Origin of the sequence: Staphylococcus sp. GDB20D11A (assembly GCF_016893255.1) — a bacterium.
Classification (GTDB): Bacteria; Bacillota; Bacilli; order Staphylococcales; family Staphylococcaceae; genus Staphylococcus; species Staphylococcus aureus.
The window spans coordinates 1-25,896 of the sequence record NZ_JAFEPJ010000010.1; the positions used below are offsets into that span (position 1 = coordinate 1).

A 25,896-nucleotide genomic window follows, 5' to 3' on the forward strand; every position below is an offset into this window, starting at 1 on the left:
TTCGAGTCCCGTAGGAGTCATTATTTTGGAGAATTAGCTCAGCTGGGAGAGCATCTGCCTTACAAGCAGAGGGTCGGCGGTTCGAACCCGTCATTCTCCACCATTTTGATTATTAAATTATATGAATAAGCTGGAGGGGTAGCGAAGTGGCTAAACGCGGCGGACTGTAAATCCGCTCCTTCGGGTTCGGCAGTTCGAATCTGCCCCCCTCCACCATCTATATATTGGGCTATAGCCAAGCGGTAAGGCAACGGACTTTGACTCCGTCACTCGTTGGTTCGAATCCAGCTAGCCCAGCCATTAGAGCCATTAGCTCAGTTGGTAGAGCATCTGACTTTTAATCAGAGGGTCAGAGGTTCGAATCCTCTATGGCTCACTACTAGCACTTTCCATTTTTGGAAAGTGCTTTTTTTTATGAAGTAATAAGATAAACAGATTATATGTGTAGCTATTGCTTGATAATGGTAAGCGCATACATTATTCTTTAATTACATAGAGCAAAGGGGGACGCTTATGACAAAGACAAAAGCAATTGATATTATAGGTGCACCATCAACATTTGGACAAAGAAAATTAGGTGTTGATTTAGGACCAACAGCAATTAGATATGCTGGATTAATTTCAAGATTAAAGCAATTAGACCTTGATGTATATGACAAGGGGGATATTAAGGTACCTGCTGTGAACATTGAAAAATTTCATAGTGAACAAAAAGGATTAAGAAATTATGATGAAATTATAGATGTTAATCAAAAATTAAATAAAGAAGTTTCAGCATCAATTGAAAATAACAGATTTCCTCTAGTTCTTGGTGGAGATCATTCTATTGCGGTAGGTTCAGTATCAGCAATAAGTAAACATTATAATAATTTAGGAGTTATTTGGTATGATGCACATGGTGATTTAAATATACCTGAAGAGTCACCAAGTGGAAATATTCATGGTATGCCTCTAAGGATTTTGACAGGTGAAGGTCCCAAAGAACTTTTAGAATTAAATAGTAATGTAATCAAGCCAGAAAACATCGTACTAATTGGTATGAGAGATTTAGATAAAGGTGAAAGACAATTTATCAAAGATCATAATATTAAAACATTTACTATGTCAGATATTGATAAATTGGGGATAAAGGAAGTAATTGAAAATACAATAGAATATTTGAAGTCACGCAATGTTGATGGCGTTCATTTATCTTTAGATGTTGATGCTTTAGATCCGCTTGAAACGCCAGGCACTGGTACTAGAGTTTTGGGTGGTCTTAGTTATAGAGAAAGCCATTTTGCATTGGAATTACTGCATCAATCACATTTAATTTCCTCAATGAATTTAGTTGAAGTAAATCCATTGATTGACAGTAATAATCATACTGCTGAACAAGCGGTTTCGTTAGTTGGAACATTTTTTGGTGAAACTTTATTATAAATAAATGATTTGTAGTGTATAAAGTATATTTTGCTTTTTGCACTACTTTTTTTAATTCACTAAAATGATTAAGAGTAGTTATAATCTTTAAAATAAATTTTTTCTATTTAAATATATGTTCGTATGACAGTGATGTAAATGATTGGTATAATGGGTATTATGGAAAAATATTACCCGGAGGAGATGTTATGGATTTTTCCAACTTTTTTCAAAACCTCAGTACGTTAAAAATTGTAACGAGTATCCTTGATTTACTGATAGTTTGGTATGTACTTTATCTTCTCATCACGGTCTTTAAGGGAACTAAAGCGATACAATTACTTAAAGGGATATTAGTAATTGTTATTGGTCAGCAGATAAGTATGATATTGAACTTGACTGCAACATCTAAATTATTCGATATCGTTATTCAATGGGGGGTATTAGCTTTAATAGTAATATTCCAACCAGAAATTAGACGTGCGTTAGAACAACTTGGTAGAGGTAGCTTTTTAAAACGCTATACTTCTAATACGTATAGTAAAGATGAAGAGAAATTGATTCAATCAGTTTCAAAGGCTGTGCAATATATGGCTAAAAGACGTATAGGTGCATTAATTGTCTTTGAAAAAGAAACAGGTCTTCAAGATTATATTGAAACAGGTATTGCAATGGATTCAAATATTTCGCAAGAACTTTTAATTAATGTCTTTATACCTAATACACCTTTACATGATGGTGCAATGATTATTCAAGGCACGAAGATTGCAGCAGCAGCAAGTTATTTGCCATTGTCTGATAGTCCTAAGATATCTAAAAGTTTGGGTACAAGACATAGAGCTGCGGTTGGTATTTCAGAAGTATCTGATGCATTTACCGTTATTGTATCTGAAGAAACTGGTGATATTTCGGTAACATTTGATGGAAAATTACGACGAGACATTTCAAACGAAATTTTTGAAGAGTTGCTTGCTGAACATTGGTTTGGCACACGCTTTCAAAAGAAAGGTGTGAAATAATATGCTAGAAAGTAAATGGGGCTTGAGATTTATTGCCTTTCTTTTGGCATTGTTTTTCTTTTTATCTGTTAACAATGTTTTTGGAAATATCTTTAACACTGGTAATCTTGGTCAAAAGTCTAGTAAAACGATTCAAGATGTACCCGTTGAAATTCTTTATAACACTAAAGATTTGCATTTAACAAAAGCGCCTGAAACAGTTAATGTGACTATTTCAGGACCACAATCAAAGATAATAAAAATTGAAAATCCAGAAGATTTAAGAGTAGTGATTGATTTATCAAATGCTAAAGCTGGAAAATATCAAGAGAAGTATCAAGTTAAAGGGTTAGCTGATGACATTCATTATTCTGTAAAACCTAAATTAGCAAATATTACGCTTGAAAACAAAGTAACTAAAAAGATGACAGTTCAACCTGATGTAAGTCAGAGTGATATTGATCCACTTTTTAAAATTACAAAGCAAGAAGTTTCACCACAAACAGTTAAAGTAACAGGTGGAGAAGAACAATTGAATGATATTGCTTATTTAAAAGCCACTTTTAAAACTAATAAAAAGATTAATGGTGACACAAAAGATGTCGCAGAAGTAACGGCTTTTGATAAAAAACTGAATAAATTAAATGTATCGATTCAACCTAATGAAGTGAATTTACAAGTTAAAGTAGAGCCTTTTAGCAAAAAGGTTAAAGTAAATGTTAAACAGAAAGGTAGTTTAGCAGATGATAAAGAATTAAGTTCGATTGACTTAGAAGATAAAGAAATTGAAATCTTCGGTAGTCGAGATGACTTGCAAAATATAAGCGAAGTTGATGCAGAAGTAGATTTAGATGGTATTTCAGAATCAACTGAAAAGACTGTAAAAATCAATTTACCAGAACATGTCACTAAAGCACAACCAAGTGAAACGAAGGCTTATATAAATGTAAAATAAATAGCTAAATTAAAGGAGAGTAAACAATGGGAAAATATTTTGGTACAGACGGAGTAAGAGGTGTCGCAAACCAAGAACTAACACCTGAATTGGCATTTAAATTAGGAAGATACGGTGGCTATGTTCTAGCACATAATAAAGGTGAAAAACACCCACGTGTACTTGTAGGTCGCGATACTAGAGTTTCAGGTGAAATGTTAGAATCAGCATTAATAGCTGGTTTGATTTCAATTGGTGCAGAAGTGATGCGATTAGGTATTATTTCAACACCAGGTGTTGCATATTTAACACGCGATATGGGTGCAGAGTTAGGTGTAATGATATCAGCCTCTCATAATCCAGTTGCAGATAATGGTATTAAATTCTTTGGATCAGATGGTTTTAAACTATCAGATGAACAAGAAAATGAAATTGAAGCATTATTGGATCAAGAAAACCCAGAATTACCAAGACCAGTTGGCAATGATATTGTACATTATTCAGATTACTTTGAAGGGGCACAAAAATATTTGAGCTATTTAAAATCAACAGTAGATGTTAACTTTGAAGGTTTGAAAATTGTTTTAGATGGTGCAAATGGTTCAACATCATCACTAGCGCCATTCTTATTTGGTGATTTAGAAGCAGATACTGAAACAATTGGATGTAGTCCTGATGGATATAATATCAATGAGAAATGTGGCTCTACACATCCTGAAAAATTAGCTGAAAAAGTAGTTGAAACTGAAAGTGATTTTGGGTTAGCATTTGACGGCGATGGAGACAGAATTATAGCAGTAGATGAGAATGGTCAAATCGTTGACGGTGACCAAATTATGTTTATTATTGGTCAAGAAATGCATAAAAATCAAGAATTGAATAATGACATGATTGTTTCTACTGTTATGAGTAATTTAGGTTTTTACAAAGCGCTTGAACAAGAAGGAATTAAATCTAATAAAACTAAAGTTGGCGACAGATATGTAGTAGAAGAAATGCGTCGCGGTAATTATAACTTAGGTGGAGAACAATCTGGGCATATCGTTATGATGGATTACAATACAACTGGTGATGGTTTATTAACTGGTATTCAATTAGCTTCTGTAATAAAAATGACTGGTAAATCACTAAGTGAATTAGCTGGACAAATGAAAAAATATCCACAATCATTAATTAACGTACGTGTAACAGATAAATATCGTGTTGAAGAAAATGTTGACGTTAAAGAAGTTATGACTAAAGTAGAAGTAGAAATGAATGGAGAAGGTCGAATTTTAGTAAGACCTTCTGGAACAGAACCATTAGTTCGTGTCATGGTTGAAGCAGCAACTGATGAAGATGCTGAAAGATTTGCACAACAAATAGCTGATGTGGTTCAAGATAAAATGGGATTAGATAAATAAATACTGTATTACAAATAAGCCGATGCGTATGCATCGGTTTTTTTGTGTTTGTAGAAATAATTTATAGTACAAACGTAAAATGATATAAACAAAATAAAAACAAAGTAATCAATATGTAATATAAAATACACTGGTACTCAATATATAATGATGATAAAATTAATTTTAATTAGATAGAGTTGCTTTGTGTTTTTAACGCAGATGCTACTACTTATCTTAACAGTTGATTAAGTGAAATCATTTAACAGCGAGAATAATCAACCAGGAGGATGACTTAATGAATTTATTCAGACAACAAAAATTTAGTATCAGAAAATTTAATGTCGGTATTTTTTCAGCTTTAATTGCCACTGTTACTTTTATATCTACTAACCCGACAACAGCGTCTGCAGCAGAGCAAAATCAGCCTGCACAAAATCAACCAGCACAACCAGCTGATGCCAATACACAGCCTAACGCAAATGCTGGTGCTCAAGCTAATCCTACAGCACAGCCAGCTGCACCTGCCAACCAAGGACAACCAGCAGCACAACCAGCAAACCAAGGTGGACAGGCTAATCCAGCAGGAGGAGCAGCACAACCAAATACACAACCAGCTGGACAAGGTAATCAAGCTGATCCGAATAACGCTGCACAAGCACAACCTGGAAATCAAGCAGCACCGGCAAACCAAGCAGGTCAAGGAAATAACCAAGCAACACCTAATAATAATGCAACACCGGCAAATCAAACACAGCCAGCGAATGCTCCAGCAGCAGCGCAACCAGCAGCACCTGTAGCAGCAAACGCACAAACTCAAGATCCAAATGCTAGCAATACTGGTGAAGGCAGTATTAATACAACATTAACGTTTGATGATCCTGCCATATCAACAGATGAGAATAGACAGGATCCAACTGTAACTGTTACAGATAAAGTAAACGGTTATTCATTAATTAACAACGGTAAGATTGGTTTCGTTAACTCAGAATTAAGACGAAGCGATATGTTTGATAAGAATAACCCTCAAAACTATCAAGCTAGGGGAAATGTAGCTGCATTAGGTCGTGTGAATGCAAATGATTCTACAGATCATGGTAACTTTAACGGTATTTCAAAAACTGTTAATGTAAAACCAGATTCAGAATTAATTATCAACTTTACCACTATGCAAACGAATAGTAAGCAAGGTGCAACAAATCTAGTTATTAAAGATGCTAAGAAAAATACTGAATTAGCAACTGTAAATGTAGCTAAGACTGGTACTGCACACTTATTTAAAGTACCAACAGATGCTGATCGTTTAGATTTACAATTTATTCCTGACAATACAGCAGTTGCTGATGCTTCAAGAATTACAACAAATAAAGATGGTTATAAATACTATTCATTCATTGATAATGTAGGTCTATTCTCAGGATCACATTTATATGTCAAAAATAGAGATTTAGCACCGAAAGCAACAAATAATAAAGAATTTACAATTAATACTGAAATCGGTAACAATGGTAACTTTGGTGCTTCATTAAAAGCAGATCAATTTAAATATGAAGTAACATTACCACAAGGTGTAACTTACGTTAATGATTCATTAACTACAACATTCCCTAATGGTAATGAAGACAGTACAGTATTGAAAAATATGACTGTTAATTATGATCAAACTGCAAATAAAGTTACATTTACAAGCCAAGGTGTGACAACGGCACGCGGTACACACACTAAAGAAGTTTTATTCCCAGATAAATCTTTAAAATTATCATATAAAGTTAATGTTGCGAATATCGATACACCTAAAAATATTGATTTTAATGAAAAATTAACATATCGTACTGCTTCAGATGTTGTAATTAATAATGCGCAACCAGAAGTTACACTAACTGCAGATCCATTTTCAGTAGCAGTTGAAATGAACAAAGATGCGTTGCAACAACAAGTAAACTCACAAGTTGATAATAGTCATTACACAACAGCATCAATTGCAGAATACAATAAACTTAAACAACAAGCAGACAATATTTTAAATGAAGATGCGAATCATGTTGAAACTGCAAATCGTGCATCTCAAGCAGATATTGACGGTTTAGTAACTAAATTACAAGCTGCATTAATTGATAATCAAGCAGCAATTGCTGAATTAGATGCTAAAGCTCAAGAAAAGGTTACAGCAGCACAACAAAGTAAAAAAGTTACGCAAGATGAAGTTGCAGCGCTTGTGACTAAAATTAACAATGATAAAAATAATGCAATCGCAGAAATTAATAAACAAACAACAGCACAAGGTGTCACAACTGAAAAAGATAACGGTATCGCAGTGTTAGATCAAGATGTGATTACACCAACAGTTAAACCTCAAGCGAAACAAGATATTATCCAAGCAGTTACAACTCGTAAACAACAAATTAAAAAGTCAAATGCATCATTACAAGATGAAAAAGATGTAGCAAATGATAAAATTGGTAAAATTGAAACAAATGCAATTAAAGATATTGATGCAGCAACAACAAATGCACAAGTAGAAGCCATTAAAACAAAAGCAATCAATGATATTAATCAAACTGCACCTGCTACAACAGCTAAAGCAGCAGCTCTTGAAGAATTTGACGAAGTTGTTCAAGCACAAATTGATCAAGCACCTTTAAATCCTGATACAACAAATGAAGAAGTAGCGGAAGCTATTGAGCGTATTAATGCAGCTAAAGTTTCTGGTGTTAAAGCAATTGAAGCGACAACGACTGCACAAGATTTAGAAAGAGTTAAAAACGAAGAAATCTCAAAAATTGAAAATATTACTGACTCTACTCAAACAAAAATGGATGCCTATAATGAAGTTAAACAAGCTGCAACAGCTAGAAAAGCTCAAAATGCTACAGTTTCAAATACAACTAATGAAGAAGTAGCAGAAGCTGATGCAGCAGTAGAAGCAGCTCAAAAGCAAGGTTTACATGACATCCAAGTTGTTAAATCAAAACAGGAAGTTGCTGAAACAAAATCAAAAGTATTAGATAAAATCAATGCAATTCAAACACAAGCAAAAGTTAAACCTGCAGCTGATACGGAAGTAGAAAACGCATATAATACACGTAAACAAGAAATTCAAAATAGCAATGCTTCAACTACAGAAGAAAAACAAGCTGCATATACAGAATTAGATACTAAAAAGCAAGAAGCAAGAACAAATCTTGATGCTGCAAATTCAAATAGTGAAGTTGCAACAGCTAAAGACAATGGTATTACTGCAATTAATCAAGTACAAGCGGCAACAACTAAGAAATCGGATGCTAAAGCGGAAATCGCTCAAAAAGCAAGTGAACGTAAAACTGCAATTGAAGCAATGAATGATTCGACTACTGAAGAACAACAAGCAGCGAAAGACAAAGTTGATCAAGCAGTAGTTACTGCAAACGCTGATATAGATAATGCTGCAGCAAATGCAGATGTAGATAATGCAAAAACTACAAGTGAAGCTACAATCGCAGCTATTACACCTGATGCAAATGTTAAACCAACAGCGAAACAAGCAATTGCTGACAAAGTACAAGCGCAAGAAACAGCAATTGATGTTAATAATGGTGCAACAACTGAAGAAAAAGCAGCTGCGAAACAACAAGTTCAAACTGAAAAAACAACAGCTGATACAGCAATAGATGGTGCACATTCAAATGCAGAAGTTGAAGCGGCTAAAAATGCAGAAATTGCTAAAATTGAAGCAATTCAGCCAGCAACAACAACTAAAGATGATGCGAAACAAGCCATCACTACGAAAGCGAATGAACGTAAAACAGCAATCGCTCAAACGCAAGACATTACTGCTGAAGAAATTGCAGCGGCTAATGCGGACGTAGATAATGCTGTGACACAAGCAAATAGCAACATTGAAGCTGCTAATAGTCAAAATGATGTAGACCAAGCGAAAACAACTGGTGAAGCTAGTATTGATCAAGTAACACCAACAGTTAATAAAAAAGCAACTGCACGTAATGAAATCACAACAATTTTAAATAACAAATTGCAAGCAATTCAAGCTACACCAGATGCAACAACTGAAGAAAAACAAGCAGCAGATGCTGAAGCAAATACTGAAAATGGTAAAGCAATTCAAGCCATCGCAGCAGCTACAACAAATGCCGATGTTGATGAAGCGAAAGCTAATGCGGAAGCAGCAATTAATGCGGTAACACCAAAAGTTGTGAAGAAACAAGCGGCTAAAGATGAGATAGATCAATTACAAGTAGCTCAAACATCAGTTATCAATAATGATCAGAACGCTACAAATGAAGAAAAAGAAGCAGCTATTCAACAATTAGCAACAGCAGTTACAGACGCGAAAAATAATATTACAGCTGCAACTGATGATAATGGTGTAGATACAGCGAAAGATGCAGGTAAAAATTCGATTCAAAGTACACAACCAGCAACAGCGGTTAAATCAAATGCTAAAAATGATGTTGATCAAGCTGTGACAACTCAAAATCAAGCAATTGATAATACAACTGGTGCTACAACTGAAGAAAAAAATGCAGCAAAAGATTTAGTTTTAAAAGCTAAAGAAAAAGCGTATCAAGATATCTTAAATGCACAAACAACTAACGATGTTACGCAAATTAAAGATCAAGCAGTTGCTGATGTTCAAGGTATTACTGCAGATACAACAATTAAAGATGTAGCTAAAGATGAATTAGCAACAAAAGCAAAGGAACAAAAAGCACTTATTGCACAAACTGCAGATGCGACTACTGAAGAAAAAGAACAAGCAAATCAACAAGTAGATGCAGAATTAACGCAAGGTAATCAAAATATTGAAAATGCACAGTCAATCGATGATGTAAACACTGCAAAAGATAATGCAATTCAAGCAATTGACCCAATTCAAGCATCAACAGATATTAAAACGAATGCAAGAGCGGAATTGCTAACTGAAATGCAAAATAAAATAACTGAAATACTTAGTGATAATACGACTACAAATGAAGAAAAAGGAAAAGATATAGAACCAGTTAGAGCAGCATATGAAGAAGGTTTAAACAATATAAATACAGCAAATACAACAGGTGATGTAACTACTGCTAAAGATACAGCAGTACAAAAAGTTCAACAACTTCATGCAAATCCTGTTAAGAAGCCAGCAGGTAAAACTGCTTTAGATCAAGCAGCAGCTGATAGAAAAACACAAATCGAACAAACACCAAATGCATCACAACAAGAAATTAACGATGCAAAACAAGAAGTTGATGCAGCGTTAAATCAAGCGAAAACAAATGTCGATCAATCATCAACAAATGAATATGTTGATAATGCGGTTAAAGAAGGGAAAGCTAAAATTAATGCAGTTAAAACATTTAGTGAGTACAAAAAAGATGCTTTAGCGAAAATTGCAGATGCATATAATTCAAAAGTAAACGAAGCGGATAACTCTAACGCATCGACTTCAAGTGAAATTGCAGAAGCGAAACAAAAACTTGCTGAATTGAAACAAACGGCGGATCAAAATGTCAATCAAGCTACTTCTAAAGATGACATTGAAGTTCGAATTCATAATGACTTAGATAATATTAATGATTACACAATTCCAACCGGTAAAAAAGAAACAGCTACAACAGATTTATATGCTTATGCAGATCAAAAGAAAAATAATATTTCAGCTGACACTAATGCAACACAAGATGAAAAGCAACAAGCAATTAAGCAAGTTGACCAAAATGTTCAAACTGCATTAGAAAGCATTAATAATGGTGTGGATAATGGTGACGTTGATGATGCATTAACACAAGGTAAAGCAGCAATTGATGCTATTCAAGTAGATGCTACTGTTAAACCTAAAGCGAACCAAGCTATTGAAGCTAAAGCAGAAGATACGAAAGAATCAATTGATCATAGTGAGCAGTTAACTGCTGAAGAAAAAACTGAAGCATTAGCAACGATTAAACAAATTACAGATCAAGCTAAACAAGGTATTACTGATGCAACAACAACTGCTGAAGTTGAAAAAGCGAAAGCTCAAGGACTTGAGGCATTTGATAACATTCAAATTGACTCAACAGAAAAACAAAAAGCTATCGAAGAATTAGAAACTGCACTAGACCAGATTGAAGTAGGTGTAAATGTCGACGCTGATGCTACAACTGAAGAAAAAGAAGCGTTTACGAATGTTTTAGAAGACATTTTATCAAAAGCAACTGAAGATATTTCTGATCAAACTACAAATGCAGAAATCGCTACTGTCAAAAATAGTGCGCTTGAACAACTTAAAGCACAACGTATTAATCCAGTAGTTAAGAAAAATGCTTTGGAAGCAATTAGAGAAGTGGTTAACAAGCAAATAGAAATAATTAAAAATGCAGATGCAGATGCATCGGCGAAAGAAATTGCACGTACAGATTTAGGTAGATATTTTGACAGATTTGCTGATAAATTAGATAAAACTCAAACAAATACAGAAGTTGCTGAATTACAAAATGTAACGATACCTGCAATTGAAGCGATTGTGCCTCAGAATGATCCAAATGCTAACGATACTAATAGTGGTTCAGATAATAATGATGCAACAGCAAATTCAAATGCTAATGCAACACCAGAAAATACTGGACAACCTAATGTAACTGAGTCAACAGATAATGCCAATGCAGATACGTCTTCAACAACGACAAATAATCAGAATGATGCGGCAACTGGTGGAACAACAGCAACATCAACAAACAATCCATCAACTGATGATACAAATAATAAACCGACAGCTAATAAAAATTCTAGTGTAGATGCATCAACAGACAATTCGGCAACGGGTAATGGTACAACTGATAAACCAGAAGTAGAATCAACTAATAACGGCACAACTGATAAACCTGCAACAGAAACAGATAATGTAACGCCAGCAGAAAGCACAACAAATAACAATAGTACAACTGCAACAAACGAGAATGCACCAACAGGATCAACAGCAACGGCTCCAACAACTGCGAGCACAGAAGCAGCATCATCTGCTGATAGCAAAGATAATGCATCTGTAAATGATTCAAAACAAAATGCTGAAGTAAATAATAGTGCTGAATCTCAATCAACTAATGGCAAGGTTGCACAACCAAAATCTGAAAATAAAGCTAAGGCAGAAAAAGATGGTAGAGATTCAACAAATCAAAGTATGGTTGAATCAACAACTGAAACATTGCCTTCAGCAGACATAACAGAACCAAAAGCATCTTCTAATACATCAAAAGATAAAGAAGAAAGTACGACAAATCAAACAGATGCCGGACAACTTAAGTCTGAAACTAACGTTGCATCTAACGAAGCAGATAAATCTGAAGGCAACGTTGATACTGATGTATCGAATAAACCATCAACATCTAAACCGTCAGAAGCAAAAGATAAAGCGACTTCGACTGAGGATAGTCAAAAAGCTGACATGGCAACAGCAGATACAAAAGATAATCAAGCAGCAATTGGTGCAACTGCAGATGTAAACAATAAAGCTACGCAAAACGACGGTGCCAATGCATCTCCAGCTACAGTTTCAAAAGGAAGCAATAGTGCTAATCAAGATATGCTTAATGTAACTAAGACTAAAGAAAACAAAACAAATGTAAAATCAGCGCAACAAGGAAAAGTTAATAAGCCTAAACAACAAGCTAAAACTTTACCAGATACTGGTATGTCACATAATGACGATTTACCATATGCTGAATTAGCTCTAGGTGCAGGTATGGCATTCTTAATTAGAAGATTCACTAAGAAAGACCAACAAACTGAAGAATAAAATTTATTCAAGAATGTGGACATCTAGTTATTTCATAGGGAAATATTCCTTACTAAGTAACCAAGTCTAACAGTTAATATGAATTTGTTTTAATAATGACCAATAGCCATTGAATAGGTGGCTGTGGCTCGAAAATAAAACAAATTATTAACGCAAAAATACTCCTTTCATACATAACACAAGTTAAGTGTCTATGTTGAAGGGAGTATTTTTATGTTCAGAAATTTAATATTGTTAATTCAACGGAACTACTACATTATTACTGATTTTTAACGAATAACGTTGGAAAATTATAGTTTCAAACAAAGCTCAATAAATTATGAAAGTGAATTGTAAGCTTCAATTATTTCATCGGCTAAGCCATCGTCAACTTTAGCATATTCGCATAAGAACGCTTTTAAACCGTGTTCTTTAATGTAATTATTTTTCTCAACAGTTTCTTGGTCTGCTGTATCATCATACTTCAATAACAATGCAGCTGTATTTAATAAACCAGTGCGTTCTAAATCTTTATTATAAAGATATGTTAATGGTTTTATAATTCTATCTTTAGGGCCAATTTTACGTAACGTACCTCGTCCGACACGTGTTACTTCATCAGATAAATAAGAATTGTTGAAACGGTCTATTATTTTTTCAACATAACCAGCTTGTTCCGCTTCAGTAAAATCAAATTCATTAGTAATATATTGACTTGTTTCAGCTAAAACACGGCGTAAGCCAGCTTCAATTGAACTATCTTTTACAGCGTCTAATACGGTAGCTTTACCTGCAAATTTACCAGCATACGCTAAATATGCATGTCCTGTATTCACAGTTAATAATTTACGCTCAATATATGGTGTTAAATCATCAACATATTTAATATGATTTAGTTCTGGACCATACCATGCATCTTTTTCAACAACCCATTCGTAAAATGGCTCAACCATAACGTCTAATATATTTTCATTCTTTTGTAATGGTACAATTCTATCAACTGCTGAGTTAGCAAAATGAATATTGTTACCAAGAGGGCCAGTAATATCAAGTACCGCTTTTTTCAATGTATCAGTTGCCATAATAGCATTCTCACAAGCAACAATATTAACATGGTTTGTTTTTTCTTTTAAGAAAGGCGCAAAAGATTTAGCAATAATAGGTAGTATATTAACACCAACAGCTGTTGTAATAATATCAGCTTCTAGAATTGCTTGTTTCAACGCTTCAGAAGGTTGCATTGAATTAATTGCATCAACATTATTCACGCGCGTCGTTGTTTTAGACTCATCAGCTAAAATAACATCGTATTGATGATCATGAGCTAAAGCATTAATGATTTCTTCATTTACATCTGCAAATGTTACTTTAACATTGTTGTCTGCAAGAATATAACCAATGAAACCACGACCTATGTTACCAGCACCAAAGTGAACTGCTTTCATTATGCATCTGCCTCCTCGAATACTTGTTTAATTTCTTCTGCAGATTTTGCTTGAACGATACGATCCACATTTTCTTCTTCGCTAAATGTAATTGCAATTTTAGATAACAAGTCTAAATGTTCCCCATCTTTACCAGCGATTCCCACGACAACTTTAACTACTTCGCCATCCCAGTCAACGCCTTCAGGGATTTGTAATAATGTTAAACCTGAGTGAATCACATTTGTTTTAGCTTCATCTGTGCCATGAGGAATTGCTAAGCCATTTCCCATAAATGTTGATACGACTTGCTCACGATCTTTCATTGCTTGAATATAAGCATCTGTTACAGCACCACTATCAACTAAGGCTTTACCTGCTTTTTCAATTGCTTCATTTTGGCTGTTAACATTTACATTTAAAAAGATATTGTCATTACTAAATAATTCGCTCATTTTGTACACTCCTAAATAAATTGTTTTTTAATTCGTTCTAAAAATTTGTTTCTTAATAATGTTTCAAGTTCCTGTGGATTTTCCATAAAAGTATCAATAGATTCTAATTTCAAACTTAAAAATTCGGACAAGTCACTTACCAGTGATGCCATAAAATCATTGTCAGGAATAAACATGGAAATCATATATTTAATTGTTTGATTGTCATTTTGAATACTAGGCAATGTTAACGGTTCTTCTAAAACTGTAATTAGAATCATAGGGTGTTTAATCATATTGTCTCTTAGGTGTGGTATTGCAACAGGATATGGACTTAATATCCATCCTGGATTGTCAATCAATCGTTGCTCTAGTAGTTCAGCGAATGACGTTGGATCGTTTATTACATCGCATTGATATAGATAATCTGCGATATATGTTTGCCACTGTTTAACTTCGGTACTAACTATTTTCACTGAATCAAGCAAAGTTAAACCCGAACGCATATGATGCATTAATTGTTCTGATTTTTCGTCACTTAAATGTTTTTCTAAAACTGAAGTTAAGTATGAAGTTTGTTCATTTTCAAAAGATGTGTTGCCATGAATATCTTTCGTTTCAACATGAACATCATCCTTATCAATCATGTTTGATGATTTATCATGCGTCTCTGAGAACGTAGATTTTGTATTTAAAAACTGTGCGACATAACTGATATCACTATCTGGTAATAATGGGTTTACCGTTAAATAGGGGGAGGCGATGTCTAAATTCACAGTAGAAATAATGCCATCATATTGACTTAAATCTAGTGACTTCAAATCGCTGACTGATGCTTGTGTAATACGCTCAATCTCACTAAAAACTTGCTCTAGACGAGTTGATAATAGACGGCTAGTTCCCATACCACTGCTGCAAACGACTAATATGTTTAAAAATCGATTACCTTGGTTTTTAATCGAGCCACCAAAGTGTAAAACTATAAAAGCAATTTCACTCTCTGGAAAAATCAAATCAGGCCAACAATCATTTAAAGCTAATCTTACATTTTCAAATAGTCTTGGATATTTGAACTTAATCATGTCTGTTAACGGATTATAGGTCTCGATATTAGCTTGCAAACGATTGATTGCAGGATTAAGGTGTAGCGTCAGTCCATCTACTAAAGTATCCAAATCTGCAAATGTCATACCTGAAATCATTTCTACTTTTTTAACAAACGCTTTAATTTTGTTTTCTTCACAACGATTATTTAATGATGTATCATTAAGATTTTTTCGTTTAGCACCACGTAAATGGATAGTAATGAAAGCAATTTCTGCCTGATTAAACGTGACGTCATATATTTGACCAAGTTTATCAGCAAGTTCGCTCGCTACTTTGTGTTCAAATGTGTTTTGTACAGAATCATAAATATCATCGTTTAATGCGACATACTCTCCATTTTTTATACGTGAAATTGATAGCACGATATGGACAGTTAAAGTTAAATAACTTGATTCGGTAAGTTGGTAGGGTAAGGCACTTAGGTAGTCCATTAATAGTCTTTCAACATTAAAAATACGCTCTAAGTCAACAAAGTCTTTGTGGATTTGATTTAATGAATGAAAGACAAAATGATTTTCAATTACTGAATAAACGCTAGTACTATTTAAGTTATTCACCATTAATTGACTTAAAAATTCACGTTTCTTCGATTCGGTACCTACCAAGTAAATACCTTCGCCACGCTTTCGAGATAAAGATAGTTGGTACTTATTTAAATCGAGCTCTAAATCATCTAACATCTTTGCTAAAGTCTGGACAGAAACGCCAATTTCTTGCGCTAAACTATATTGTTTAACTGGCTCCTTGGCTTGTATCAAAGCGTATATAATAATTACTTTCTGCTCTTCAACAGATAAGTCAATGGTTTGATGTTGTGCGATCGATTGCTTCAAATCGTTTAAATCAGAATCTTCGCCAGCAATACGTAGCCCTTTTTTGTTTGCGCGTTCTAAAGTTAATGAAAATGAAGTTAAATATGCTTCAACACCTTTTAATTCACGGTGAATAGTACGAGAGGACACCGCAAGTTGCTGAGCAATGTCGTGTATAGTGATATATTGACCGTGGTACTTAATCAATAGGGCTATCATTTCTTTTTCACGTGTACTCAATAACATGGCGGTATCCTCCATTTTTTAATTTATTTAATTATTATGCTTGATCATCTTTTTTTAAATTATTTAAAAGTTCTTCATATCTTGGTGAATTAAGGAAATTATCCACTGAAATATGGATGGCATTTGGTGTTTGTTTAATAGCACGATCAGTTAGTTTTTTCTGAGTGATAACTAATTGAGCATCTTTTGGCAATTGATTAATCGCAGTATTTGTAACTGTAATATCATTAATGCCCGCTTTTTTAAATTTATTACGTAACATGCTTGCACCCATTGCACTAGAACCCATACCCGCATCGCAGGCAAAAATAACATGATTTATATTATTGTAATTGTGTGCATCAACATCTTCAGTATTGTAATTATCCAATAGCGCTTCAGGATCATCATCTAATGAAGATGTTTCACTAACATTACCACTAGCATTTTCTTCTGTATTAACATTTTTATCAGAAGATACTAACTTAGAAGCAACGCTTGATTTTTTCCCTTTAGTATTTTCCATTTGAGCTGTCGCAGCTTCTAAATCCTGCTTTGGTTCTCTAGTGAACTTCATAATTAAAGCAGCTACAACGAATGATACAAGTGCAGCAAGGAACACACCGAGCAACATGTGCAAGAATTCGCCTCTTGGTGCATTTAAACAATAAACGATAAATGAACCAGGTGAAGCAGGTGTTTTAAAACCAAATCCAGTAGCTTGATAAGTTGCAACGCCAGTCATACCACCTAAAATAACAGCGATAAATAGTAATGGACGCATTAATACATATGGGAAATAAATTTCATGGATACCACCGAAGAAGTGGATAATCCCAGCACCATATGACGTCGCTTTTGCAGTGCCTTTTCCAAAAATCATATAAGCAAGTAAGATACCTAAACCTGGTCCAGGGTTAGATTCAATTGTGTATAAAATTGATTGTCCTACTTTAGCTGCTTGATCTGTACCTAGTGGTGTAAATACACCATGGTTGATTGCGTTATTTAAGAATAAAATTTTAGCAGGTTCTACTAAAATACTTACGACTGGAAGTAAATGCGCATGTACTAAACTTTCAACTGCTACAGATAAAATGTACATGATGAATTTCATGATTGGAGCTAACACTTTAAAGCCAACAATCGTCATGATAAATCCTAAAATACCAGCAGAAAAGTTATTAAATAACATTTCAAAACCTTGCGGCGTTCTAGGTTGAATCAATTGGTCGGTCTTCTTCATTAACCAACCAACAAGTGGACCCATAATCATTGCACCAAGTAACATTGGTGTATCAGGTAATGCAACGATGACCCCCATAGTTGCTGTTGCTGCGATGATACCACCACGTAAATCATAAATTAAACGACCACCACTAAATGCAATCAATAATGGGATTAAATAAGTAATCATTGGTCCTGCTAAAGTAGCTAAATCTTTGTTAGGTAACCATCCATTATCTATAAAAATGGCCGCGATAAAACCCCAAGCGATGAAAGCGCCAATGTTTGGCATAATCATACTACTTAAGAATGATCCAAATGCTTGAACACGACGACCAATTCCTTTTTTCTCTTCAGTTTGTGACATATTTACACCTCTTTTTTAATATATGTGACTATATATAGTGTATAGAGACGTTACTTGTTACTCAATATAAACAAAAATCAACTTTGTCAAAATAAATGTGACAAAATTAAATAAAGTGTCATAAATGTGACGGTATAGATATTTTGAAAAAGTAAAACAAAAAAATTGTTTTAGGATTTTTAAAATTTTATTGTGAAAATATTTGCAAAACAAAACAACACCGTTGTACAATAATGATTAATGGAAAGGGGGAAAGTTCGGCAGTACAGTTAAAGCGCCTGTGCAAATAAATATTTGTATTTGAAGATTAAAGGTTAATATATGAGTGGCCTTTATAGAGTGCAATATATGTATTTGTAGACGAGGAGGATAGTGATCGAATAGATCGGCGGATGCTATCCCGGATGTGGCTCATTCGTTAGCTTATTAAGTAAAACATTAGGGTGACTTAATGGACAAAGTTAATAAGATCGCCAGAAATTGAATATAAAAAATATTAATATGGAAAGTACAGTGTGAGCAATTTGTATAGTTGTAAAAATAACTATGCTTAATTTGTTATGGATGAATGCGATGATAGCATGTTCCTATTTATATTATGAAAGCAGATTGTCAATCTAAATTATCGGCAATAAATCATAATTTACGCGTACTATTCCAATATGGAGGAAAATGTCGTTATGTGTGGAATTGTTGGTTATATTGGCTATGATAATGCCAAAGAATTATTATTAAAAGGTTTAGAAAAATTAGAATACAGAGGTTATGACTCTGCAGGTATCGCAGTAGTAAATGATGATAATACAACTGTATTTAAAGAAAAAGGTCGTATTGCAGAATTACGTAAAGTTGCTGATAGTAGCGATTTTGATGGACCTGTTGGAATCGGTCACACACGTTGGGCAACACACGGTGTACCGAATCATGAAAACTCTCATCCACATCAATCATCAAATGGCCGTTTTACTCTAGTTCATAACGGTGTTATTGAAAACTATGAAGAGTTAAAAGGTGAATACTTACAAGGTGTATCATTCATTTCAGAAACAGATACAGAAGTTATCGTTCAATTAGTTGAATACTTTTCAAATCAAGGACTTTCAACTGAAGAAGCATTTACAAAAGTTGTGTCATTATTACATGGTTCATATGCATTAGGTTTATTAGATGCTGAAGACAAAGACACAATCTATGTTGCTAAAAATAAATCACCATTATTATTAGGTGTTGGTGAAGGGTTCAATGTTATCGCATCAGACGCACTTGCAATGTTACAAGTGACAAGCGAATATAAAGAAATCCATGACCATGAAATCGTTATTGTTAAAAAAGATGAAGTTATTATTAAAGATGCAGATGGAAACGTTGTAGAACGTGATTCATATATTGCTGAAATTGATGCATCAGATGCTGAAAAAGGTGTTTATGCACACTACATGTTAAAAGAAATTCATGAACAACCAGCAGTTATGCGTCGTATTATTCAAGAATATCAAGATGCAGAAGGTAACTTGAAAATTGATCAAGACATCATCAATGATGTTAAAGAAGCAGACCGCATTTACGTTATTGCAGCAGGTACAAGCTACCATGCAGGTTTAGTAGGTAAAGAATTTTTAGAAAAATGGGCTGGCGTACCAACTGAAGTACACGTTGCATCAGAGTTTGTCTACAACATGCCATTATTATCTGAAAAACCATTGTTCGTTTATATTTCTCAATCAGGTGAAACTGCAGATAGCCGCGCCGTATTAGTTGAAACTAATAAATTAGGTCATAAATCATTAACAATCACTAATGTTGCAGGTTCAACTTTATCACGTGAAGCAGACCACACATTGTTATTACACGCGGGTCCTGAAATCGCAGTTGCATCTACAAAAGCATATACTGCACAAATTGCAGTTTTATCAATCTTGTCTCAAATCGTTGCAAAAGAGCACGGTCGTGAAGCAGATATTGATTTATTGAGAGAATTAGCAAAAGTAACAACAGCAATTGAAGCGATTGTTGACGATGCACCAATCATGGAACAAATTGCTACAGATTTCTTAGAAACAACACGCAATGCATTCTTTATCGGACGTACTATTGACTATAACGTAAGTTTAGAAGGTGCGTTAAAACTTAAAGAAATCTCTTACATTCAAGCTGAAGGTTTTGCAGGTGGCGAACTTAAACACGGTACAATTGCCTTAATCGAAGAAGGTACACCAGTTGTAGGTTTAGCAACACAAGAGAAAGTTAATTTATCAATTCGTGGTAATGTTAAAGAGGTAGTAGCACGTGGAGCACACCCATGTATTATTTCTATGGAGGGTCTTGAAAAAGAAGGCGACACTTATGTCATTCCTCATGTACATGAATTGTTAACGCCATTAGTATCAGTTGTTGCATTACAATTAATTTCATACTATGCAGCATTACACAGAGATTTAGATGTGGATAAACCACGTAACCTAGCTAAATCAGTTACTGTGGAATAATTACGCATATTTTATCAGTGCATGTTGTAGGTTTGAAATAAAGTCGTACCGTTGATAAAAAAGATGTACCGTTTTAAATAAAGTTATACCGTTTATAAAAAGTTGCACCGTTTTACCCCTTTAGATTATAGTAATCTAAAGGGGTGTTTTTATGTTAATTTCTGAACTTCATATAAGTAATTTTAGATCGTTTGGAAATGAGTCACAAATGATCGAAATTGCAGATTTAACAGCGCTCATTGGTGCTAATAGTTCTGGTAAAACAAGTTTAATCATGGCTTTATTAAGATTGTTTGGACAAAAAAATACAGATAGAACTTTAATAAAAACAGACTTTCATATTCCAGAGAGCGCTGATATATCTAAAATTAATGAAATAGATCTTATGATAGAAGCGAAGGTAATATTTCCAGAATTAAAATTAGAGTCACCTGCTAATATAAAAACTGTTCCAGAATTCATTAAACATTTAATTATTGAAGAAACAGATGCTGATCCTTATTTACGAATTAGATTAAAGGGGAAGTGGATACAAGGTTCAACTCCTGAAGGTAATATAGAACAAGAATTAGTTTATGTAAAAATTCCCTATGGTCGTGAAGAAAAAGAAGAAGATTTAACTAGAGTACCAATTCATCATCAAAAATTAATTCAAATGATGTATATACCTGCAATGAGAGATCCAGCAAAGCAATTAAAAAATGCTTCTGGTACTTTATTATGGCGTATATTTGATGGTATTGACTGGCCAGAAAATTTAAATGACTATATAAAATCTTTAACGTCTCCTATTGAAACGTTATTTAAAGAGATTCCTAGCATAAAAGATATTCAGGGAATTTTAAATAATCAATGGAATAAATATCATAAAGATAAAAGATATTCTAATAGTCAATTTAAATTTAATGGTAATAGTTTGCAGGAATTTTTGAAAAATGCGGAAATTTTATTTAATCCTACTATTGATGGAAATTCCGTAAAAGTGGATAGTTTAGGTGATGGTTTAAAATCTTTATTTTATATAACTTTAGTATCAACTCTACTTGAAATAGAAAATAAACAAGAAAAAGATGATAAACCTTTGTTAAACATCCTAGCTATTGAGGAACCTGAAAACCATATTTCACAGCATTTGTTAGGAAGAATAGTTAGAAACTTAAAAGAAATATCCAAGAAAGATAATGCTCAAGTTATTTTATCATCACACAATTCATCTATAATTGGAAAAGTAGATCCAGAGTATATTAGACATTTACAAATACAGAACTCAGAATCAATTGTAAATAATATTACCCTCCCTGAAAAAAATGATGATGCTCATACCTATATCAAAGAAGCTGTAAAAGCATATCCAGATTTATATTTTTCGAAATTAGTGATTTTAGGTGAAGGAGATAGTGAAGAAATAGTATTACCCAAACTACTGAGCGCAGACAATATATATTTAGATGATTTCAATATTTCAGTAGTTCCTTTAGGAGGAAGATATGTAAATCATATGTGGAAGCTTTTAAATGATTTATCAATACCACACGTTACTTTATTAGATTTAGATAGAGAACGAGGTGGAGGCGATTGGGGAAGAATTAAGTATGTGTTAAAACAACTTGATGAGAATAATAGATGTTCAGAACAACTTCGTACAGTTCTATTAATTCCAAGTAACACATATCATACTTATAGTATGGAAGAGATAGAAGACTTTCATAATAGAAAAAGTAATAGATTAAATTCACTTAATACTTGGATAGAAAAATTAGAAAAAGAAGATGTTTTCTTTTCATATCCTCTCGATCTTGATTTCACTATGTTAATGAGTTTTCAAGAAGAATATCAGAACACTATGGAAAGAGGGCCTCAAATTCCAAAAGATTCAAATTCGACAGAATATGATGAAAAATTAAAAAAATCTATACAAGCAACTTTAAAAAATGAGAAAGCTATTGCAAAGACATATTCGGAAGATGAAAAAAAGCTGATGATTTGGTATAACTCCTTATTTTTAGGTAGAGGGAAACCAAGTACGCATATAGCGGCTCTAAAAGATATTGATGAGAATGAAATAATAGAAAATGCTCCTAAAGAACTCTTGCGACTTATACAACGTGTAAAAGAAAAAGTTGGGTTAGTAGGAGGAAGTAACATAGATGAATAATAGGATATTAGAGCATGAATGGAAGCCTTCAGACGATGTAACACTAGAAGATTCAGCCTTACATGCTATAAGAGCTTCAAGTCATGTAGCGATTGCCGCTGGACCAGGTGCTGGTAAAACAGAATTGTTAGCACATAAAGCTGGATACCTTATCGAAACTGGAATGTGTCCATATCCCAAAAAAATATTAGCTATTAGCTTTAAAACGGATGCTGCTAGAAATCTGCAAGAACGTGTTGAATTGAGATACGGTAAAGGTGTAGAAAAAAGGTTTGAATCGAAAACCTTTGATGCCTTTGCTAAGGGAATATTGGATCAATTTATACACGCATTACCTAAAGAGTATCAGCCCCAAAAAAATTATGAGATTATTTTAAACGAAAAATCACTAAACGATATTATAAATGCTTATATTACAGAGCCTTACTCTTATTATTCTAATTGGCAATATGAATATCATATTAATAGTGTGTTGAGAACCATGAAAGAAACAAAGTTACCAATAGTTAGTTTTGAAGATGATTTATACTCTTGGATAAACGAAAGACTGTGGATGGCTTTATTGAATGGTAAGGGAAATTTAAAAAGTTCACTAACTTTTTCAATGATATCAATTTTAGTTGAGTATTTATTAAAAGAAAATCCATTACTAGTTAAGGCATTACAAGCGACATATAGTCATGTTTTTTTGGATGAATTTCAAGATACAACACACATTCAATACAACCTTCTGAAAACAATTTTTTTGAAATCAAATACTGTTATTACTGCTGTTGGAGATAATAAACAGCGTATTATGGGCTGGGCTGGAGCTTTACAGAATGCATTTGGAATATTTAAAACTGATTTTAATGCAACTCAGTATACACTTTTGAATAATTTCAGATCTGCTCCTAATTTAGTTTATATACAAAATATCTTTTCTAAAACTCTTAATGATGCCTCCATAGAAGTTCTCCCAGCTGGAGAGTGGAACAAAAATGAAGGGGTTTGTGAAATATGGAATTTTAAAAATCATAATATCGAAGCAATCCTATTAGCGTCTTATATAAGTAAATGGATGAAAGTAGAAAATCTAAAGCCTAGAGATTTTTGTATCATCGTTAAACAACACGAACATATCTATGCAGCTGAAATAATGAAGGAACTTTCCAAAATTAATATAAAAAGTAGAATAGAAAAAGATTATCAAGACCTATTATCTGAGGAATTAGTTTTGCTTATTATTAGGTTTTTAAAATTAAGTTATGAAGAAAAATCCCCTGAATTATGGCTAAATGTCATTGATGAAATCATAGATATGAAGTACAGTGATGCTGATTCTGAAAGTATAAACTATTTAATCATAGAAAAAGAATTGGTAAAAATGTTAGATGAGGTTAGAAAACTCTATTCAAATATTAATGATACAAACTTCAATACACAATTCGCAGAAATATTACAAGAAATTGTAGTTTTTTTAGGAGAAGATATCATAAAAGCTACTTATCCGAAATATAACCAAGCTAATTATTTCAATGAAGTAATGCAAAAAATGATAGATAAACTACAATATCAAAATTGTATTTCAATGAGGGGGCTAGTACAAGAGTTTTGTGGAGAATATAGTATACCTATTATGACAATTCATAAAAGCAAGGGACTAGAATATCATACTGTGTTTTTTATTGGAGTTGAAGATGATGCGTTTTGGAGTTTTTCTACTCAAAAAGAGGCAGATAAAAATGCATTTTTTGTAGCGTTATCTAGAGCGAAACAAAAAATAATATTTACTATAAGTGAAAAAAGAAACATTTTAAAGTTTGGTGAGGAGAAAAATATATTGCAAGAGACTAAAAATATTTCTGAGCTGATACAAACATTAATGGATGCAGGTGTTCCTTTAATTGAAAAGAGTGGTTTGGATAATATATTATAGTACTCTTTTTAAGAGCTATTAAGTGATAAATGTAGTAGTAAGTATCATTTAACTATTGACTTTTGAATACTTAAATTGCGATGTCGATAGCTTTTTCGAAATATAGATGGTGGACTAACTAGTTAATACCTTATATTGGAAAACGAGATTACGAAAGGTTTTAATCAATCTTTTTTATAAAACTTCACACCAAACCAAAACGAACCCCCACGTATTTTGATCAATCTTTGTTCAAAATACGTGGGGTTCTTCTATTATAAAATCAACGTTTGTAGCATATTCTTGATCAAACTTTATTTCAAACCAACAATGATAAGTCTAAAGGGGTGTTTTTATTTAATCTTAAAATGGTAATCTTGATTTATATCAAAAAGGATATGCTACATACTTTAATTTGTTATAATAGTCTGACAATTAGTTGTAATATGCTACGATAATTTTAAAGTATCGAATATTACATTAAAATGGAGGGGTGCATATGTTAATCACATTGAATCATGTTGGGCGTCTTAAACAAGGTAAGCCTATATTACAAGATGTTTCTTGGCAAATTGATGAAGGTGATAAGTGGGTATTATATGGTTTGAACGGAGCAGGGAAGACAACACTTCTAAATATTTTAAATGCGTATGAGCCTGCGACATCTGGAACTGTTAATCTGTTCGGTAAAATGCCAGGTAAATTAGGTTATTCTGCAGAAAATGTACGTCAACAAATAGGATTTGTATCACATAGCTTATTGGAGAAATTTCAAGAGGGTGAAACGGTAATAGATGTTGTAATGAGTGGTGCTTTTAAATCTATAGGTCTATATAAAAATGTAGATGATGACATAATAAGTGAAGCACATCAATTATTAAAATTAGTGGAAATGTCTGATAAAGCTCAACAATTTATAGGATATTTATCCACAGGTGAAAAACAACGTGTAATGATTGCTAGAGCATTGATGGGGCAACCGCGTATTTTAATTTTAGATGAACCAACAGCTGGATTAGATTTTATTGCTCGTGAGTCACTATTGAATATATTAGACTCCCTGTCAGATACGTATCCAACACTTGCGATGATTTATGTTACGCACTTTATTGAAGAAATAACTGCTAACTTTTCCAAAATTTTACTGCTAAAAGATGGCCAAAGTATTCAACAAGGCGCTGTAGAAGACATATTAACTTCTGAAAACATGTCTTATTTCTTCCGGAAAAAAGTAGCAGTTCAAAGATGGAATAATCGATTTTCTATGGCGATGTTAGAGTAAATATTTTGCAAATACTAACTAATAATGACAAAA

13 protein-coding genes and 4 tRNA genes are annotated in these 25,896 nt (G+C 33.3%); 13 read left to right on the forward strand and 4 right to left on the reverse strand.

All coding sequences use genetic code 11. The annotated features are described in order from the left end of the window. The first annotated feature begins 27 nt into the window (after window positions 1-27). From JV528_RS07305 to fmtB, 9 genes are all read left to right on the forward strand, one after another. Window positions 28-103, forward strand: a tRNA-Val gene (locus tag JV528_RS07305). Between the two features lie 29 nt (window positions 104-132). Then, window positions 133-216: transfer RNA gene (locus JV528_RS07310), tRNA-Tyr, on the forward strand. A gap of 9 nt (window positions 217-225) precedes the next feature. Further along, window positions 226-300 (forward strand) — tRNA-Gln (locus tag JV528_RS07315). A 3-nt stretch (window positions 301-303) separates the two neighbouring features. Beyond that, window positions 304-376, forward strand: a tRNA-Lys gene (locus JV528_RS07320). Window positions 377-513: 137 nt separating this feature from the next. After that, on the forward strand, window positions 514-1,422 hold the full coding sequence (rocF, locus tag JV528_RS07325) for an arginase (protein WP_204177641.1): 909 nt from the start codon (window positions 514-516) through the stop codon (window positions 1,420-1,422). A 188-nt stretch (window positions 1,423-1,610) separates the two neighbouring features. Then, a complete protein-coding gene (cdaA, locus tag JV528_RS07330; RefSeq protein WP_000347896.1) occupies window positions 1,611-2,420 on the forward strand; it encodes a diadenylate cyclase CdaA in 810 nt (269 codons plus the stop codon). A gap of 1 nt (window position 2,421) precedes the next feature. After that, window positions 2,422-3,354: a CdaR family protein gene (locus tag JV528_RS07335; RefSeq protein WP_000894026.1), complete on the forward strand. Its 933-nt coding sequence runs from the start codon at window positions 2,422-2,424 to the stop codon at window positions 3,352-3,354. 26 nt (window positions 3,355-3,380) lie between these two features. Further along, complete coding sequence (glmM, locus tag JV528_RS07340) at window positions 3,381-4,736, forward strand: phosphoglucosamine mutase (protein WP_000521495.1); 1,356 nt, start codon at window positions 3,381-3,383, stop codon at window positions 4,734-4,736. Between the two features lie 277 nt (window positions 4,737-5,013). Further along, on the forward strand, window positions 5,014-12,468 hold the full coding sequence (gene fmtB / locus JV528_RS07345; RefSeq protein ID WP_065316778.1) for an LPXTG-anchored DUF1542 repeat protein FmtB: 7,455 nt from the start codon (window positions 5,014-5,016) through the stop codon (window positions 12,466-12,468). Between the two features lie 317 nt (window positions 12,469-12,785). On the opposite strand, the gene JV528_RS07350 is transcribed toward fmtB, so the two are convergent. Genes JV528_RS07350 through JV528_RS07365 form a run of 4 tightly spaced genes read right to left on the reverse strand, consistent with a single transcriptional unit; the run spans window position 12,786 to window position 18,043 of the window. Further along, the gene (locus tag JV528_RS07350; protein WP_000648722.1) at window positions 12,786-13,892 is read right to left on the reverse strand and encodes a mannitol-1-phosphate 5-dehydrogenase; all 1,107 of its coding nucleotides are present in this window, start codon (window positions 13,890-13,892) and stop codon (window positions 12,786-12,788) included. Next, complete coding sequence (locus JV528_RS07355) at window positions 13,892-14,326, reverse strand: PTS mannitol transporter subunit IIA (protein ID WP_001292149.1); 435 nt, start codon at window positions 14,324-14,326, stop codon at window positions 13,892-13,894. Before JV528_RS07355 ends, JV528_RS07350 begins: the two co-directional genes overlap by 1 nt. Window positions 14,327-14,337: 11 nt before the next feature. After that, entirely contained in the window at window positions 14,338-16,470 is a 2,133-nt protein-coding gene (locus JV528_RS07360) for a BglG family transcription antiterminator (RefSeq protein WP_000927348.1), read from the reverse strand. A gap of 34 nt (window positions 16,471-16,504) precedes the next feature. Next, window positions 16,505-18,043 carry a PTS mannitol transporter subunit IIBC gene (locus tag JV528_RS07365; RefSeq protein WP_000083810.1) on the reverse strand — a complete coding sequence of 513 codons (1,539 nt, stop codon included), beginning with the start codon at window positions 18,041-18,043 and terminating at the stop codon, window positions 16,505-16,507. Window positions 18,044-18,723: 680 nt separating this feature from the next. Between JV528_RS07365 and glmS the strand changes: the two genes are divergently transcribed. The 4 genes from glmS (at window position 18,724) to JV528_RS07385 (ending at window position 25,863) form a co-directional block, all read left to right on the forward strand. After that, window positions 18,724-20,529 (forward strand): glutamine--fructose-6-phosphate transaminase (isomerizing), encoded by a 1,806-nt coding sequence (glmS, locus tag JV528_RS07370; protein ID WP_000334465.1) that lies wholly within the window; start codon window positions 18,724-18,726, stop codon window positions 20,527-20,529. A 151-nt stretch (window positions 20,530-20,680) separates the two neighbouring features. Continuing rightward, a complete protein-coding gene (locus tag JV528_RS07375; protein WP_000908616.1) occupies window positions 20,681-22,684 on the forward strand; it encodes an ATP-dependent nuclease in 2,004 nt (667 codons plus the stop codon). Next, window positions 22,677-24,602: a UvrD-helicase domain-containing protein gene (locus tag JV528_RS07380; protein WP_065315754.1), complete on the forward strand. Its 1,926-nt coding sequence runs from the start codon at window positions 22,677-22,679 to the stop codon at window positions 24,600-24,602. Before JV528_RS07375 ends, JV528_RS07380 begins: the two co-directional genes overlap by 8 nt. A 478-nt stretch (window positions 24,603-25,080) precedes the next feature. Next, a complete protein-coding gene (locus JV528_RS07385; RefSeq protein ID WP_204254815.1) occupies window positions 25,081-25,863 on the forward strand; it encodes an ABC transporter ATP-binding protein in 783 nt (260 codons plus the stop codon). Window positions 25,864-25,896 lie beyond the last annotated feature (33 nt).